This window comes from Klebsiella sp. PK01, assembly GCF_057624675.1.
This window is the reverse complement of sequence record NZ_JBYEZM010000002.1, coordinates 285046-300564: the sequence shown is the minus strand read 5'-3', so window position 1 is coordinate 300564 and position 15519 is coordinate 285046. Positions and strand designations below refer to the sequence as shown.

The 15519-nt window shown below is 53.5% G+C and carries 13 protein-coding genes; 9 read left to right on the top strand and 4 right to left on the bottom strand.

All coding sequences use genetic code 11. The annotated features are described in order from the left end of the window. The first annotated feature begins 734 nt into the window (after positions 1 to 734). From AC22LX_RS06680 to otsA, 5 genes are all read left to right on the top strand, one after another. On the top strand, positions 735 to 1715 hold the full coding sequence (locus tag AC22LX_RS06680; protein ID WP_045390492.1) for an arabinose ABC transporter substrate-binding protein: 981 nt from the start codon (positions 735 to 737) through the stop codon (positions 1713 to 1715). 61 nt (positions 1716 to 1776) lie between these two features. Beyond that, positions 1777 to 3291 (top strand): L-arabinose ABC transporter ATP-binding protein AraG, encoded by a 1515-nt coding sequence (gene araG, locus AC22LX_RS06675; protein ID WP_045390287.1) that lies wholly within the window; start codon positions 1777 to 1779, stop codon positions 3289 to 3291. A gap of 14 nt (positions 3292 to 3305) precedes the next feature. Further along, entirely contained in the window at positions 3306 to 4286 is a 981-nt protein-coding gene (araH, locus tag AC22LX_RS06670) for an L-arabinose ABC transporter permease AraH (protein ID WP_045390289.1), read from the top strand. Positions 4287 to 4447: 161 nt separating this feature from the next. Then, positions 4448 to 5251, top strand: a complete 804-nt coding sequence (otsB, locus tag AC22LX_RS06665; RefSeq protein ID WP_045390291.1) for a trehalose-phosphatase — start codon at positions 4448 to 4450, stop codon at positions 5249 to 5251. Further along, entirely contained in the window at positions 5226 to 6641 is a 1416-nt protein-coding gene (otsA, locus tag AC22LX_RS06660; RefSeq protein WP_045390293.1) for an alpha,alpha-trehalose-phosphate synthase, read from the top strand. Before otsB ends, otsA begins: the two co-directional genes overlap by 26 nt. 28 nt (positions 6642 to 6669) lie before the next feature. Here the strand turns inward: otsA and uspC are convergent, their stop codons facing one another. After that, positions 6670 to 7092 (bottom strand): universal stress protein UspC, encoded by a 423-nt coding sequence (gene uspC, locus AC22LX_RS06655; RefSeq protein WP_045376202.1) that lies wholly within the window; start codon positions 7090 to 7092, stop codon positions 6670 to 6672. A 356-nt stretch (positions 7093 to 7448) separates the two neighbouring features. Here uspC and AC22LX_RS06650 point away from each other — a divergent pair, with 356 nt between their 5' ends. Further along, the gene (locus AC22LX_RS06650) at positions 7449 to 9032 is read left to right on the top strand and encodes an MFS transporter (RefSeq protein ID WP_063448030.1); all 1584 of its coding nucleotides are present in this window, start codon (positions 7449 to 7451) and stop codon (positions 9030 to 9032) included. Positions 9033 to 9036: 4 nt separating this feature from the next. Further along, a complete protein-coding gene (gene bglB / locus AC22LX_RS06645) occupies positions 9037 to 10176 on the top strand; it encodes a beta-galactosidase BglB (RefSeq protein ID WP_063448031.1) in 1140 nt (379 codons plus the stop codon). Between the two features lie 79 nt (positions 10177 to 10255). Here the strand turns inward: bglB and argS are convergent, their stop codons facing one another. After that, positions 10256 to 11989 (bottom strand): arginine--tRNA ligase, encoded by a 1734-nt coding sequence (argS, locus tag AC22LX_RS06640; RefSeq protein WP_045390301.1) that lies wholly within the window; start codon positions 11987 to 11989, stop codon positions 10256 to 10258. 229 nt (positions 11990 to 12218) lie between these two features. Here argS and AC22LX_RS06635 point away from each other — a divergent pair, with 229 nt between their 5' ends. Together AC22LX_RS06635 and cutC are read left to right on the top strand one after the other, a co-directional pair. Further along, a complete protein-coding gene (locus AC22LX_RS06635) occupies positions 12219 to 12788 on the top strand; it encodes a VOC family protein (RefSeq protein WP_047045558.1) in 570 nt (189 codons plus the stop codon). A gap of 79 nt (positions 12789 to 12867) precedes the next feature. Next, entirely contained in the window at positions 12868 to 13608 is a 741-nt protein-coding gene (gene cutC / locus AC22LX_RS06630; protein WP_047077749.1) for a copper homeostasis protein CutC, read from the top strand. Positions 13609 to 13736: 128 nt separating this feature from the next. Here the strand turns inward: cutC and cmoB are convergent, their stop codons facing one another. Both cmoB and cmoA read right to left on the bottom strand, forming a co-directional pair. Continuing rightward, positions 13737 to 14753 (bottom strand): tRNA 5-methoxyuridine(34)/uridine 5-oxyacetic acid(34) synthase CmoB, encoded by a 1017-nt coding sequence (gene cmoB / locus AC22LX_RS06625; protein WP_045390306.1) that lies wholly within the window; start codon positions 14751 to 14753, stop codon positions 13737 to 13739. After that, entirely contained in the window at positions 14750 to 15493 is a 744-nt protein-coding gene (cmoA, locus tag AC22LX_RS06620; RefSeq protein WP_015365981.1) for a carboxy-S-adenosyl-L-methionine synthase CmoA, read from the bottom strand. The genes cmoB and cmoA overlap by 4 nt, the downstream gene beginning before the upstream one ends. Positions 15494 to 15519: the final 26 nt, after the last annotated feature.

Sequence of the window (15519 nt, the reverse complement as noted above, 5' to 3'; positions counted from 1 at the left end):
CCATCGCCTTGCACAGGCGAATACAGCAGGCGCAATGCAATGGGCAGGAAATAAATACGGTGCTTTCCATTTGCACTTAACCATTTATTTGTTTCTGCCGACACATTAAGAATACCCTTGTATATTGAATAAGGAAACTCTCAATACAGGTAATTTACGATTTGTTACAACATCAGCTTAGCGATTGTTTAAATTGGTTTTTTGTAATTATTGTATTGTAACCATCTGAATTTAAATGCTTATGTTTAATTGTTCGTAGAGCTAGTTAATTTGTATTAATAAAGTTGATTTAACGATAATTTCATATATCGATCATAGCTTATTCATTATTCGAAAATAGCGAGATGAGAATGAATTTGTGATAGATCGTTTTTGTAAGGGGTAGAAGAATAACGTCTATGCTGGCTGAGAATAGAAGGCCAGAGTCGCCTGGGATAGCGTCGACGCAGCCACAAGGATAAGTCTGCTGATGATATGGATTATTATGTCACGCATGACGCTAATTGTCTGACAATTAGCGTTTTTTTTATGTCATTTTTTGCTGAATTTATGTACGCAATTACTGTAATTCTGCGGTGTGATGACGCTCTCGTATGGATAAATAATTTCCAGTTAAAACTATTTTAACAACGGCAATGTTGATTGCGTTTTTTCTAATGCCTTGTTTTAAGACCGATAAAAAATTTAAGTCCGATTTTTCCCTACAGAAAAGCGAAATAAAGCTGGAGTTTACCATGCACAAATTTACTAAAGCGCTGGCGGCCATTGGCCTCGCGGCGGTTATGTCACAATCAGCTATGGCTGAAAACCTCAAGCTCGGTTTTCTGGTGAAGCAACCAGAGGAACCCTGGTTCCAGACCGAGTGGAAATTTGCTGATAAAGCCGGCAAGGACCTGGGCTTTGATGTCATTAAAATCGCGGTACCGGATGGCGAAAAAACGCTTAATGCGATCGACAGCCTCGCCGCCAGCGGCGCGAAGGGATTTGTCATCTGCACGCCGGACCCAAAACTGGGGTCGGCGATTGTTGCCAAGGCGCGCGGCTATGACATGAAAGTTATCACCGTCGACGATCAGTTTGTTAATGCCAAAGGTAAGCCGATGGAGAGCGTGCCGCTGGTCATGATGGCCGCCAGCGAAATCGGCGCTCGTCAGGGGCAGGAATTGTATAAAGAGATGCAAAAACGCGGCTGGGACGTGAAAGATACCGGCGTGATGGCGATTACCGCCGATGAACTGGATACCGCCCGCCGCCGTACTACCGGTTCGATCGACGCGCTGAAAGCTGCGGGTTTCCCGGAAAAACAGATCTATCGCGTGCCAACCAAATCTAATGATATCCCAGGGGCTTTCGATGCGGGCAACTCCATGTTGGTTCAGCACCCTCAGGTCAAACACTGGTTAATTGTTGGCATGAACGATAACACCGTGTTGGGTGGCGTACGTGCGACTGAAGGCCAGGGCTTTAAAGCGCCGGATGTTATCGGTATCGGCATTAACGGCGTTGACGCGGTGAACGAACTTTCGAAAGCCCAGCCGACGGGGTTCTATGGCTCTTTGCTGCCAAGCCCGGACATTCATGGCTATAAAACCAGTGAGATGCTCTACAACTGGGTGACCAAAGGGACCGAGCCGCCGAAATTTACCGCCGTGACCGACGTGGTGCTGATTACCCGCGATAACTTTAAGCAAGAATTGGCGAAGAAAGGGCTGTAAGGCCGGGTTCATTCCGCCTCCCGCCCTGGCGGGAGGTTATGCGTAGTAGAGCGGAGTCGTTATGCAACAATCTACCCCTTATCTCTCATTTCGCGGCATCACCATGACGTTCCCGGGCGTTAAAGCGCTGTCTGATATCAGCTTTGACTGCTATCGCGGGCAGATCCACGCGCTGATGGGTGAAAACGGCGCCGGGAAGTCCACCCTCTTAAAAATTCTCAGCGGTAACTACATTCCGACTGCCGGGTATCTGCAAATTGATGGTCAGCAGATGGCATTTAGTAATACCACCGCGGCGCTAAATGCCGGCGTGGCGATTATTTATCAGGAACTGCATCTTATCCCGGAAATGACCGTTGCCGAAAATATCTATCTTGGTCAGTTGCCGCATAAAGGCGGCATTGTGAACCGGTCTTTATTGAATTATGAAGCGCGGCTGCAGTTAGAACATCTGGGGTTGGATATCGACCCGGAAACGCCGCTGAAGTATTTGTCGATCGGCCAGTGGCAGATGGTGGAAATTGCCAAGGCGCTGGCGCGTAACGCGAAGATCATCGCGTTTGATGAGCCTACCAGTTCACTCTCCGCACGGGAAATCGACAACCTTTTTCGCGTCATTCGCGAGCTACGTGAAGAAGGGCGAGTGATTATTTATGTCTCACACCGTATGGAGGAAATTTTCGCTCTCAGCGATGCCATTACCGTGTTTAAAGATGGCCGCTACGTGCGTACCTTCGATGACATGCGGCTGGTGGACCACGACGCGCTCGTGCAAGCGATGGTGGGTCGTAATCTTGGCGATATCTACGGCTGGAAAGCGCGTGAATATGGCAGTGAGCGGTTGCGGCTCGAAGAGGTTAAAGCGCCGGGCGTCAGAATGCCAATCAGTTTATCGGTACGCAGCGGTGAAATTGTCGGCCTGTTTGGTCTGGTCGGCGCCGGACGCAGCGAATTAATGAAGGGGCTGTTTGGCGGCAGCAGAATTACCGGCGGTCAGGTCTATATCGATGGTCAGGCGATAAATATTCGCAAACCCGCGCAGGCGATTCAGGCGGGAATGATGCTGTGTCCGGAGGATCGCAAAGCCGAGGGCATCATTCCGGTACATTCGGTGCGCGACAACATCAATATCAGCGCCCGGCGTAAGCATATTCATGCCGGCTGCCTGATTAACAATGCCTGGGAAGCGAGTAATGCCGAACAACATATCAAATCGCTCAATATCAAAACCCCAGGAGCTGAGCAGTTAATTATGAATCTCTCCGGTGGTAATCAGCAGAAGGCTATTCTTGGTCGCTGGTTGTCGGAAGAGATGAAGGTCATCCTGCTTGATGAACCGACCCGCGGCATTGATGTTGGCGCAAAGCATGAAATCTACAACGTTATCTATGCGCTGGCGGCTTCTGGCGTGGCGGTCGTTTTTGCCTCCAGCGACCTGCCAGAAGTGCTCGGCGTCGCCGACCGCATCGTCGTCATGCGCGAAGGTGAAGTGGCCGGTGAATTGCTGCATGAAGACGCGAATGAACAGCAGGCGCTGAGCCTTGCAATGCCTAAAGTCAGCCAGGCCGTAGCCTGAGTAAGGAGTGAATGATGTCATCTGTAACTACACCCAGCGCTGCCCGATCCTCTTTCAGTTTCGGCCGAATCTGGGATCAGTTTGGTATGCTGGTGGTCTTCGCCGTGTTATTCATCGGCTGCGTGATCTTTGTTCCCAATTTTGCTTCTTTCGTCAACATGAAAGGGTTGGGGCTGGCGATTTCCATGTCGGGAATGGTCGCCTGCGGAATGCTGTTCTGCCTGGCTTCAGGCGATTTTGATTTGTCAGTTGCTTCTGTGATTGCCTGCGCCGGTGTGACAACAGCGGTGGTGATTAATCTCACCGAAAGCCTGTGGATTGGTATTGCCGCAGGATTACTATTAGGGGCGGTCAGCGGGCTGGTGAATGGTTTTGTTATTGCACGTTTGAAGATCAACGCGCTAATCACGACCCTGGCCACCATGCAAATTGTCCGCGGGCTAGCCTATATTATTTCCGATGGTAAAGCGGTTGGCATTGAGGATGAACGTTTCTTCACCCTGGGCTATGCCAACTGGTTAGGTTTGCCGGCGCCTATCTGGCTGACGGTTGCCTGCCTGATCGTCTTTGGACTGCTGCTGAATAAAACCACCTTTGGCCGCAATACTCTGGCAATAGGAGGCAATGAGGAGGCTGCGCGTCTGGCAGGGGTACCGGTGGTTCGTACCAAGATTATCATCTTCGTTCTTTCAGGTCTGGTATCGGCGGCTGCGGGGATCATTTTGGCTTCGCGCATGACCAGTGGTCAGCCTATGACCTCAATTGGTTATGAACTGATTGTGATCTCGGCATGTGTACTGGGTGGCGTATCGCTAAAAGGCGGGATCGGTAAGATCTCTTATGTGGTGGCCGGGATCCTGATTCTGGGTACCGTAGAGAATGCGATGAACCTGCTGAACATCTCGCCATTCTCGCAATATGTGGTCCGCGGGGTGATATTGTTGGCGGCGGTTATCTTCGACCGTTACAAGCAAAAAGCGAAACGTTCGCATTAATTGAGCGCAACTTTTAAGTCTACTCATAATGTCCCGCCAGCGCCCGCTGCGCTGGCGGTGACTATCAAAAATGGCGAGGCTGGTCACACTGTCTATACTTACATGGCTAACAATTAGTTAACAACCAGCGTAATGCTGGCCATGATAAGGAGGAATACAGGGTGGCTGACCAGATATCTGTACCGCCTGAGCTAACCGGAAACCACGCATTTTTTCTGGATCTTGACGGCACGCTTGCCGATATCAAACCTCATCCCGATCAGGTTGTTATCCCCGAAGACGTCCTTCAGATGTTGCGATTACTGGCACAGCAGCAACATGATGCTGTGGCATTGATTTCAGGGCGCTCACTCGCAGAGCTCGACGCACTTACCCGTCACTGGCGATTGCCGCTTGCCGGCGTCCACGGGGCTGAACGCCGCGATATCAATGGAAAAAGACATGATGTATCACTACCGCCGGCGCTGAGCCGTGAGGTCGGCGAAGCATTAACTTCGGCGCTACAGGCGCTGCCTGGCAGTGAACTGGAAGATAAAGGCATCGCTTTTGCGCTGCACTATCGCCAGGCGCCACAACACCAGAGCGCCATCCTGGCATTGGCGCAGGATATCGTGCAGCGTTATCCGATTCTGGCCATTCAGCAAGGGAAGTGTGTCGTTGAGATCAAACCGCGCGGGATTAACAAAGGTGAAGCGATTGCCGCGTTTATGCGGGAAGCGCCTTTTGCGGGACGAAAGCCGGTATTTATCGGCGATGACCTGACTGATGAGGCGGGTTTTACTATGGTTAATCAATTAGGCGGAGTATCGATAAAAGTTGGACAAGGCGACACACAGGCGCGCTGGCGGCTGGCAAATGTTGCCGCCGTACATCAGTGGTTACGTCACGTCGTCGACAATACGCAATGCCTGGATGTATTCACTAACGGGAGGGATGACCATGGGTCGTTTAGTCGTAGTATCTAACCGTATTGCAACGCCGAATGATAAAAAGGCCAGCGCTGGCGGCCTGGCGGTGGGTATTTTAGGTGCGCTGAAGGCGAGCGGCGGCACGTGGTTTGGCTGGAGTGGGGAGATCGGCGATGATAGCCAGCCGTTGAAGAAGGTGAGTAAAGGGGATATTTCCTGGGCCTCATTCAACCTTAGCGAAGAAGATCACGAGCTCTACTACAATCAGTTTTCCAATGCGGTGCTATGGCCCGCGTTTCACTATCGTCTCGACTTAGTCAATTTTCAGCGTCCGGCGTGGGAGGGGTATCTGCGCGTTAACGCCGCCGTGGCGCAAAAACTGCTGCCGCTGCTAGCCGACGACGATATGATTTGGGTTCATGATTATCACCTATTGCCATTTGCCAGTGAATTACGCAAAAACGGCGTCAAAAACCGCATCGGTTTCTTCCTGCATATTCCGTTTCCGACGCCTGAAATATTCAACGCTTTACCTCCACATGCGGAGCTTCTTGAACAGCTTTGTGATTATGATTTACTCGGCTTTCAGACCGAAAACGACCGGCAGGCATTTGTTGATTGCGTCGCCCAACAAACGACCTTGTGCGAAGTGGGTCACCAGCAATACCGTGCCTGGGGTAAGACGTTCCGTACTGCCGTCTATCCGATAAGCATCGAACCTCAGGAAGTCGCGCGCAGCGCCAGCGGGCCGCTGCCGCCGAAGTTGGCTCAATTGAAAGCTGAACTAAAAGGAGTTAAGAATATTTTTTCCGTTGAGCGCCTGGATTACTCCAAGGGGCTGCCGGAGCGTTTTCAGGCTTACGAGGCGCTGCTGGAAAACTACCCGCAGCATCGTGGAAAAATTCGCTATACCCAGATAGCGCCCACTTCGCGGGGCGATGTTCAGGCTTATCAGGATATCCGCCATCAACTGGAAACGGCCGCCGGGCGAATCAACGGCCACTATGGTCAACTGGGGTGGACGCCGCTGTATTATTTGAATCAGCACTTCGATCGCAAACTACTCATGAAGGTATTTCGTTATTCGGATGTGGGGCTGGTCACGCCGCTACGCGATGGCATGAACCTCGTGGCCAAGGAGTTTGTCGCCGCGCAGGACCCTGAAAACCCTGGGGTGTTGGTGCTATCGCAGTTCGCTGGCGCGGCGAATGAACTGACTTCCGCGCTCATCGTCAACCCTTACGATCGCGATGAAGTGGCGGCGGCGCTGGACCGCGCTCTGACTATGCCGCTTGCGGAGCGAATTATTCGCCATGGCAAAATGCTCAAGGCGATCGAGAATAATGATATTGATAACTGGCAGGCGCAGTTCGTTGCCGATCTAAAGCGCGTAAAGTCGCATGAGGATAGCTGCCAGCAGCCAACCGTAGTTACTCCCTCCGCGTAGTCAAAATGGCTGATGCTTCGGCATCAGCTTATTCCAGGGAAACCAACAGCACATCGACTCCGCTGCTGCCGACGATATTCTTCGCTGAACAGGTTGCGCGGGAAAACAGGCTCTGGTTATGGTTGCCGCAGATCACCAGGTCGACGTGATGCTGACGGCAAAAATCCTTCACGTGATGACAAAGTTCGCCGCTGGCGATGGTCATTTTGCTGATGGGATAGTCCGCCTGGGCGGCGAGTTCATTAAGAAAGCTACGTGTCTCCTCCTGCATAATCTCACGCAAATTCTCCATCATCGGCGCGGCGAACTGATTATACATTTCCGGATCTGTCGCCAGCGTGATCAGGCTAACCTGCGCATTAAGCGGACGTGCGATAGACACCGCTTTATTGACCAACATGCGGCTTTCCGGCGTTGGGGCGACGGCGACTAACAGATGAGAGTAGGGCATCTAGCCTCCTTGAGATACGCAACGGGATCTTTCTACTTTCTTTACTCCTAATTCCATCTTTCCACAAGGGGTATTCGCGCGGTTAAAAACGCCTTTCTCCAACCGTGTAATATCAGATTCTGGCAGCCGACTCGCAAAAATGATTCTCTCTTTTGCTTTAAAAGAAACGCTGTTTTATAAATCGGTGACGCATGTTGCCCGGCCCTTTGTTTTTTTGCCACTGAATGATTAGTACTGGCAAAAATGCAAAGGTAAGCCGGTTTTCATGATCTTACTGTAGCCATGTATCCGCAAAACTTCGGTATAGCCTGGTAAGGCCGAAGTTATCTAATAAAAAAGAGACAGGATTTACGGCGATGAAAACACGAAAAATCGGTTTGGCTAATTATCTCGCCTATGGTTCCGGCGATTTTCTCGGCGCGGGAACTACCGCGCTTACCGCAGCATGGCTACTCTATTTTTACACCACTTTCTGCGGGCTATCCCCCATTGAGGCGACGCTCATTTTCGCCACCGCGCGCGTACTCGACGCAGTCGTTAGCCCCCTGATGGGCTTCTTAACCGATAACTTTGGCTCTACCTGGCTGGGTAAGCGATTCGGCAGACGCAAATTTTTTATTTTGCTCGGTATTCCCTGTGTCTTTAGCTACTCAATGATGTGGGTAGGCGATATGGGGTTCTGGTATTACCTCGCGACTTATCTGCTGTTTGATATTGTCTATACCATGATTCTGGTGCCCTACGAGACGCTGGTGCCGGAGATGACCGATGATTTCAAACAGAAGACCAAATTTTCAGGCGCGCGTATTTCCATGGCGCAAATGTCGGCGATATTAGCCTCGTTTTTACCGGGGATTCTGCTCACCCAACTGGGTAAAGACAACGCCAGCTCATTTTTTTACGCAAGCCTGGTCTTTTCGGTGCTGTGCGCCCTGATGCTGACCTTCGTCTGGTTTTTTACCTGGGAGCGCCCTCGGGAAGCGTGGTCTGAAGCGGCGCTGCGCGCAGAAGAAGAAAAACGCAATTTAACCCTCGCGCAGAGTCTTAACCGGCTGTTTATTGAGCTTAGCTCTACGCTGCGCATTAAAATCTTCCGCCAGCATCTTGGTATGTATCTGGGCGGTTACATCGCGCAGGACGTTTTCAATGCGGTGTTTACCTATTATGTGGTCTTTGTGCTGATGCAGGATGCCTCCGTCGCCTCTAACTTACTCGGCACGATGGCTATCTTCCAGTTTATCGCGGTCATCGCCATGATCCCGCTCTGCATCCGCTTTGGCCCGGCGCCTTCATACCGCATGGTAGTGGTGCTGTTCGGTTTGAGCTCACTCTCATATGCCGTGCTCTATTACGCGGGGCTGAGCGACGTCTATTCATTATTACTGCTCATTTCTGCTATCGCGGGTCTGGGGCGCGGCGGCATTAATTACGTGCCGTGGAATACCTACACCTATATTGCCGACGTCGACGAAGTCATTACCGGCCAGCGTCGGGAGGGCATTTTCGCCGGTATCATGACGCTGACCCGCAAAGCGTCGCAGGCGGGGGCGGTGATGCTGGTTGGCATCATCATGCAACTATCGGGCTTTGTCTCCGGGCAAAAAATTCAGCCGGAAGGCGTGAGTCATACCATTCTGTTGATCCTTAGCGTCGGTACGTTGGTGGTGCTGGCTTGCGGCTTCCTGGTCTCCCTGTGCTTTAAACTCAATCTGCATACGCATAGCGTGCTGCGCGCCGAGACGCTAATGATGCGCGATGTCGGTTACGCGCAGCCCGAGCGGGCGACAGCGGAAAACCGCGCGGTGGTTGAGCAGCTGGCGGGGATGCCTTACGAATGCCTGTGGGGCAATAACAATATTGGTTACCTGAATCGCAATAAACCTGCCGCCCCGGCGCTGAATCAGGGCGGTGCTTTGAATTCGACATATACCAGAGGTTAAGAACATGAAAGTTTGGCCGGTCAAACATAGCCCATTATTGCGTCAGCCTGAGCGCTTTATCGCTCGCAGCGAGCTTCAGGCATTGATCCGTAATGTGACGCAAAACCTGGTGAATATTAAGGATGAAAGCGGGCAATTTTTACTGCGGCTGGACGACGGGCGAGTCATCGATACCAAAGGTTGGGCCGGTTGGGAATGGACCCACGGCGTTGGCCTGTACGGCATCTACCAGTATTATCAACAAACCGGCGATACCGCCATGCGCGATATCATTGACGGCTGGTTCGCCGACCGCTTCGCCGAAGGGGCAACCACCAAAAACGTTAATACCATGGCGCCGTTTTTGACGCTGGCTTATCGCTATGAAGAGACCGGGCGTCAGGAGTATCTCCCGTGGCTCGATAGCTGGGCCGAGTGGGCGATGCATGAGATGCCGCGCACCGAGCAGGGAGGCATGCAGCACATTACCCTGGCGGAAGAGAACCATCAGCAGATGTGGGATGACACGCTGATGATGACGGTGCTGCCGCTAGCCAAAATCGGTAAATTACTAAATCGTCCGCACTACATTGAAGAAGCAACCTATCAGTTCTTGCTGCATGTACAGAACCTGATGGACAAAGAGACTGGCCTGTGGTTCCACGGCTGGAATTACGACGGTCGGCACAACTTTGCGCGTGCGCGCTGGGCGCGGGGTAACAGCTGGCTCACCATCGTTATCCCGGACTTCCTTGAGCTGGTGGATTTGCCAGAGGGGAGTGCGGTGCGCCGCTATCTGCTACAGGTACTGAATGCGCAAATTGCCGCGTTAGCTGACTGTCAGGATGAGAGCGGCCTCTGGCATACCCTGCTCGACGATCCGCATTCCTACCTTGAAGCGTCAGCGACGGCGGGCTTTGCTTACGGCATCCTGAAAGCGATACGCAAGCGTTATATCGGGGCGGAGTACACCGAGGTTGCCGAAAAGGCGATACGCGGGATTGTGCGTAATATTTCACCAGAGGGGGAACTGCTGCAAACTTCGTTTGGTACCGGGATGGGCACCGATCTCGATTTTTATCGGCAAATTCCGCTGACGTCGATGCCGTACGGCCAGGCGATGGCGATTCTTTGTCTGACGGAATATCTGCGCAAATATTTCTGATAGCGGCATAGATTCCCCGGCCACGCCGCGCGTACCGGGGCTCCTGATAATACAAACCCGGCTTTCACCGGGTTTGTTTTTACATCCGCTCTACGGTCTCAATACCCAGAGTATCAAGACCCAGCTTCAGCGTCTTCGCCGTCAGCTGCGCCAGTTTCAGGCGGCTATTACGGGCCTCTTCGCTTTCGGCGCTGAGGATTGGGCAGTGTTCGTAGAAACCAGAGAACAGCCCGGCCAGATCGTACAGATAGGCGCACATCACGTGCGGAGTACCTTCACGGGCGACGACGGCCAGCGTTTCTTCGAACTGCAGCAGGCGGGCAGCCAACTGCGCTTCGCGATCTTCGCTAATAACCACCGGCGCGGCAGCCAGCGCGCTTTCGTCGATACCGGCTTTACGGAACACCGACAGCACGCGGGTATAGGCATACTGCATGTAAGGCGCGGTATTACCTTCGAACGCCAGCATGTTATCCCAGTCGAAAATGTAATCGGTAGTACGGTTTTTCGACAGATCGGCATATTTCACCGCGCCGATACCCACCGCATTGGCCAGTTTTTCCAGCTCATCGGCAGGCATATCCGGGTTCTTCTCGGCCACCAGGCGGCGTGCGCGCTCCAGCGCTTCGTCCAGCAGATCGGCCAGTTTGACGGTACCGCCGGCGCGGGTTTTAAACGGTTTACCATCTTTCCCGAGCATCATGCCGAACATGTGGTGTTCCAGCGGTACGGATTCAGGTACATAGCCGGCTTTACGGACAATGGTCCATGCCTGCATCAGGTGCTGATGCTGACGAGAGTCGATGTAGTAGAGCACGCGGTCGGCATGCAGCGTTTCATAACGGTATTTTGCGCAGGCGATATCGGTAGTGGTGTAGAGGTAGCCGCCATCCTTTTTCTGGATGATGACGCCCATCGGTTCGCCTTCTTTGTTTTTGTATTCATCAAGGAAGACCACGGTCGCGCCTTCGCTCTCGACGGCCATACCTTTTGCTTTCAGATCGGCAACGATCCCCGGCAGCATCGGATTGTACAGGCTTTCACCCATCACATCATCGCGAGTCAGGGTGACATTCAGGCGATCGTAGGTGATCTGGTTTTGCGACATGGTGATGTCGACCAGTTTACGCCACATCTGCAGGAAGTACTCGTCGCCGCCCTGCAGCTTAACCACGTAGCTACGCGCGCGCTCGGCGAACGCTTCGTCTTCGTCATAGTGCTTTTTCGCTTCGCGGTAGAAACCTTCGAGGTCGGCCAGCGCCATTTCGCCGGCGTTTTCCTGCTGCTGCTTTTCCAGATAAGCGATCAGCATCCCGAACTGGGTACCCCAGTCACCGACGTGGTTGGCGCGGATAACGCGATGGCCGAGGAATTCCAGAGTACGTACCGAGGCATCGCCGATGATGGTTGAACGCAGATGGCCGACGTGCATCTCTTTCGCCACGTTCGGCGCGGAGTAGTCAACAACGATGGTCTGCGACTGTGGTTTCGCCACGCCCAGGCGCTCGGACTGCAGCGCGAGATTGACGTTTTCCGCCAGGAAGGCCGGATCGAGGAAAATATTGATAAAGCCCGGCCCGGCGATTTCGACTTTATTGGCAATGCCGTTCAGATCGAGATGAGACAGTACCTGCTCTGCAAGTTGTCGCGGCGCCATGCCCAGTTTTTTGGCCACAGCCATCACGCCATTGGCCTGATAGTCGCCGAACTGAACTTTTGCTGACTGGCGGACCTGAGGTTCGCAATCGGCAGGCGCGCCTGCCGCGATCAGGGCCTGGCTGACTTTTTCTGAGAGAAGAGCCTGAATATTCACCGGAATACCTTACTTTTAAGGCGCGAGAACCCCTGTGGGGCGGCGCCGGAACATGGACAAATTAAGGCGGGAGTATACTGCATTTGCGCCCAGCCGTCAGCACCGCGCGCAAGTTGTAAAGCGGCACGCTTAATGAATAACCATTCGTTGTTCAGGCGCGCGGATTGGCGGTTGGTCGGGGCGGCGAAACAGGATAAATTAGCCTTTTTAGCAATGACCGAGGCGCAAGATGGCGAACTGGCAGCAAATTGATGAACTGAAAGATATTTCGGCGGATTTACCGCGTTTTAGCGATGCGCTGCAAGCGCTGGCCGAACGGTTGGGGTTGGAGCTTGCGCCGCTGGACGCCGACCATATCTCGCTGCGCTGTCATCAAAATACCACGGCGGAACGCTGGCGGCAGGGGCTGGAGCGTTGCGGCGCGCTGCTATCGGAAAATATCATTAATGGCCGCCCCATTTGCTTATTTAAGCTTGCCGAACCTATTTGTGTCGCCCACTGGCGCTTTACGGTTGTGGAGTTGCCATGGCCGGGGGAAAAACGCTATCCGCACGAAGGCTGGGAACATATCGAAATCGTTCTGCCGGGCGAGCCGGAAACCCTCAACGCTCGCGCGCTGGCCTTGCTTTCCGATGACGGGCTCAGCCAGCCGGGAATTTTCGTAAAAACCAGCTCGCCGAAAGGGGAGCGTGAACGCTTGCCGAACCCGACGCTTGCGGTCACGGACGGCAAAGTGACCATCAAATTCCATCCCTGGTCGATCGAGCAAATCGTCGCCAGCGAGCGAACCGATACTTAACAGTGTGAAGCCGCGCGGCGTCTGCGGGGAAAAATCGTGACATGCTGTGCTGCCCGTGATGAAAATGGAGAAGGAATCGATGTTGCTGGAAGTTTGCTGCTATAGCATGGAATGCGCGCTGGAGGCGCAGCGCTGCGGCGCCGATCGCATTGAACTTTGCGCCGCGCCGCAGGAGGGCGGGTTAACGCCGTCGTTGGGCGTGCTGCGTTCGGTGCGAGACAATATCTCGATTCCGGTTCATCCGATTATCCGTCCGCGCGGCGGCGATTTTTGTTACACCGAGGGTGAATTTGCCGCCATGCTGGATGATGTGGCGACGGTCAGAGATCTGGGTTTTGCTGGTCTGGTGATTGGCGTACTCGATGCTGACGGCCAGGTGGATATCCCCCGTATGCGAAAAATTATGGCGGCGGCGGGTCCGCTGGCGGTGACCTTCCATCGGGCCTTTGATATGTGCGCCGACCCGCGTCAGGCCTGGCATTCGCTTGCTGAACTTGGCGTTGCTCGCATCCTTACTTCCGGTCAACGGCCAACGGCGGAACAAGGTCTTGCAAAAATTATGGAACTAATTGCGCTGGGCGATACTCCAATCATTATGGCCGGAGCGGGAGTGCGGGCTGCCAATCTGCAAAAGTTTCTGCAGGCAGGCCTCAAAGAGGTGCATAGCTCAGCGGGGCAGTGGTTGCCATCGCCGATGCGCTTTCGTAATCCGGGGTTATCAATGTCCACCGACGCAGATGCCGATGAATATTGCCGCTATGCCGTTAACGGCGAAGCGGTAGCGGAAATGAAACAGATTATTTCTGCCGCGCGGGATTAGCCCGCGAAGCTAACCGTTTTTTGCTGCACATCATGTCGCCCAATATGATGATTGCCCGTACCAGGCCCCTGCAATTTCAACAGGGGCCTTTTTTTATCCCACGAGCGCCAGTGTTCGGCTGAGGTGAATTACGCCCTGGCCGCGGCCGCTTTTTTCGCCAGCGACTGTTGCGTCTCTGGTTTAGTGGCGACGATCACCGCGCGCAGCGGCGCGGGGTAACCTTCCAGCGTTTTGCTGCTGTCATGCGGGTCGAGGAAGTCGGCGAGTGATTCCGTCGTCATCCATTCGGTGCGGCGCTGCTCTTCACTGGTGGTGACGCAGGTATCAACAATGCGCACATCGATGAATCCGCACTTCTCCAGCCACTGTTTTAGCGCGGCGGCGGAAGGAATGAAATAAACGTTACGCATTTGCGCGTAGCGGTCGCCTGGCACCAGCACGGTGTTCTCATCACCTTCAACGACCAGCGTCTCCAGTACCAGTTCGCCGCCGGGGGCTAACTGATCTTTGAGCTGCCACAGATGATCCAGCGGGGAACGGCGGTGATACAGCACTCCCATCGAAAAGACGGTATCAAAAGCTTCCAGCGCCGGCAGTTGTTCGATGCCTAGCGGCAGTAGGTGCGCGCGCTGATCGTTGCCGATGAGTTTGCGTACCGCTTCAAACTGGCATAAGAACAGCTGGGTTGGATCGATACCGACCGCCAGATGCGCGCCGGCGCCAATCATTCGCCACATGTGATAACCACTGCCGCAGCCGACATCAAGAATAGTACGACCGGTGAGATCGGAAAGATGCGGCAGCACGCGTTCCCATTTCAGGTCGGAGCGCCATTCGGTATCGATATTAATGCCATACAGCGAATAAGGGCCTTTACGCCACGGCATCAGGTTTCGCAGCAGATTTTCAATTCGCAGCTGGTGGCCTTCGCTGAGTGGCGTTTCGCTTTCCGCCGTGACGCTATGCAATAGATCGAGACGCCAGGGCGCCAGCTCGGGCAGAAACTCAACGGCGCGTTCCCATTCGCGAAACTTACCGTGCAGCGCTTCGCGTTGCCAGGCCGCGACCTGAGCGGGCAGGGTTTCCAGCCAGTGGGAGAGCGGTCCTTTCGCGATCAACTGATAAAAATTACTGAAGTCGATCATGCCCGTTCCTCGGATTTAACCGCCACCAACGAACCAAAATTAAAGCACTGGAACCACAGTTCGGCATGTTCAAATCCGGCCTGACGAAGGCGCGCTTTATGGGTTTCAACCGAATCGGTCAGCATGACGTTTTCCAGCATGCTGCGTTTCTGGCTGATTTCCAGTTCGCTATAGCCATTGGCGCGCTTGAAGTCATGGTGCATGTTGAACAGCAGTTCGCCGACGTTGGCATCTTCAAAGCTGAATTTTTCGGAAAGCACCAGCGCGCCGCCCGGATTGAGCCCTTGATATACTTTATCAAGGATCGCCTGACGTTCGCTCGGTTCGAGGAACTGAATAGTGAAGTTCAGCACGACCATCGAGGCATTTTCAATGGCGATATGGCGAATATCGCCCTCAATAACCTCAACCGGCGTTGGCGCTTTATAGGCATCAATATGACGACGGCAACGTTCTACCATCGCCGGGGAGTTATCAATGGCGATAATTTTGCACCCCGGGTGCGCAATATTGCGGCGCACGGAAAGCGTCGCGGCGCCGAGCGAACAGCCAAGATCGTAAACCTGAGTGTTTGGCTGAACAAAACGCTCAGCCAGCATGCCGATCATCGAAATAATATTGGAATAACCAGGAACAGAGCGCTGGATCATATCCGGGAAGACTTCGGCTACCCGTTCATCAAAGGTCCAGTCGCCGAGACTGGCAATCGGCGCGGAAAAAAGCGTATCGCGGTGAGACATAACGTTAAACCCGAAAAAACGAAAAC

What these genes read in the sequence shown, in the direction of transcription:
- AC22LX_RS06680 (WP_045390492.1), top strand. Translation starts at nt 735, where the DNA reads ATGCACAAATTTACTAAAGCGCTGGCGGCCATTGGCCTCGCGGCGGTT.
- araG (WP_045390287.1), top strand. Translation starts at nt 1,777, where the DNA reads ATGCAACAATCTACCCCTTATCTCTCATTTCGCGGCATCACCATGACG.
- araH (WP_045390289.1), top strand. Translation starts at nt 3,306, where the DNA reads ATGTCATCTGTAACTACACCCAGCGCTGCCCGATCCTCTTTCAGTTTC.
- otsA (WP_045390293.1), top strand. Translation starts at nt 5,226, where the DNA reads ATGGGTCGTTTAGTCGTAGTATCTAACCGTATTGCAACGCCGAATGAT.
- uspC (WP_045376202.1), bottom strand. Translation starts at nt 7,092, where the DNA reads ATGCCCTACTCTCATCTGTTAGTCGCCGTCGCCCCAACGCCGGAAAGC.
- AC22LX_RS06650 (WP_063448030.1), top strand. Translation starts at nt 7,449, where the DNA reads ATGAAAACACGAAAAATCGGTTTGGCTAATTATCTCGCCTATGGTTCC.
- bglB (WP_063448031.1), top strand. Translation starts at nt 9,037, where the DNA reads ATGAAAGTTTGGCCGGTCAAACATAGCCCATTATTGCGTCAGCCTGAG.
- AC22LX_RS06635 (WP_047045558.1), top strand. Translation starts at nt 12,219, where the DNA reads ATGGCGAACTGGCAGCAAATTGATGAACTGAAAGATATTTCGGCGGAT.
- cutC (WP_047077749.1), top strand. Translation starts at nt 12,868, where the DNA reads ATGTTGCTGGAAGTTTGCTGCTATAGCATGGAATGCGCGCTGGAGGCG.
- cmoB (WP_045390306.1), bottom strand. Translation starts at nt 14,753, where the DNA reads ATGATCGACTTCAGTAATTTTTATCAGTTGATCGCGAAAGGACCGCTC.
- cmoA (WP_015365981.1), bottom strand. Translation starts at nt 15,493, where the DNA reads ATGTCTCACCGCGATACGCTTTTTTCCGCGCCGATTGCCAGTCTCGGC.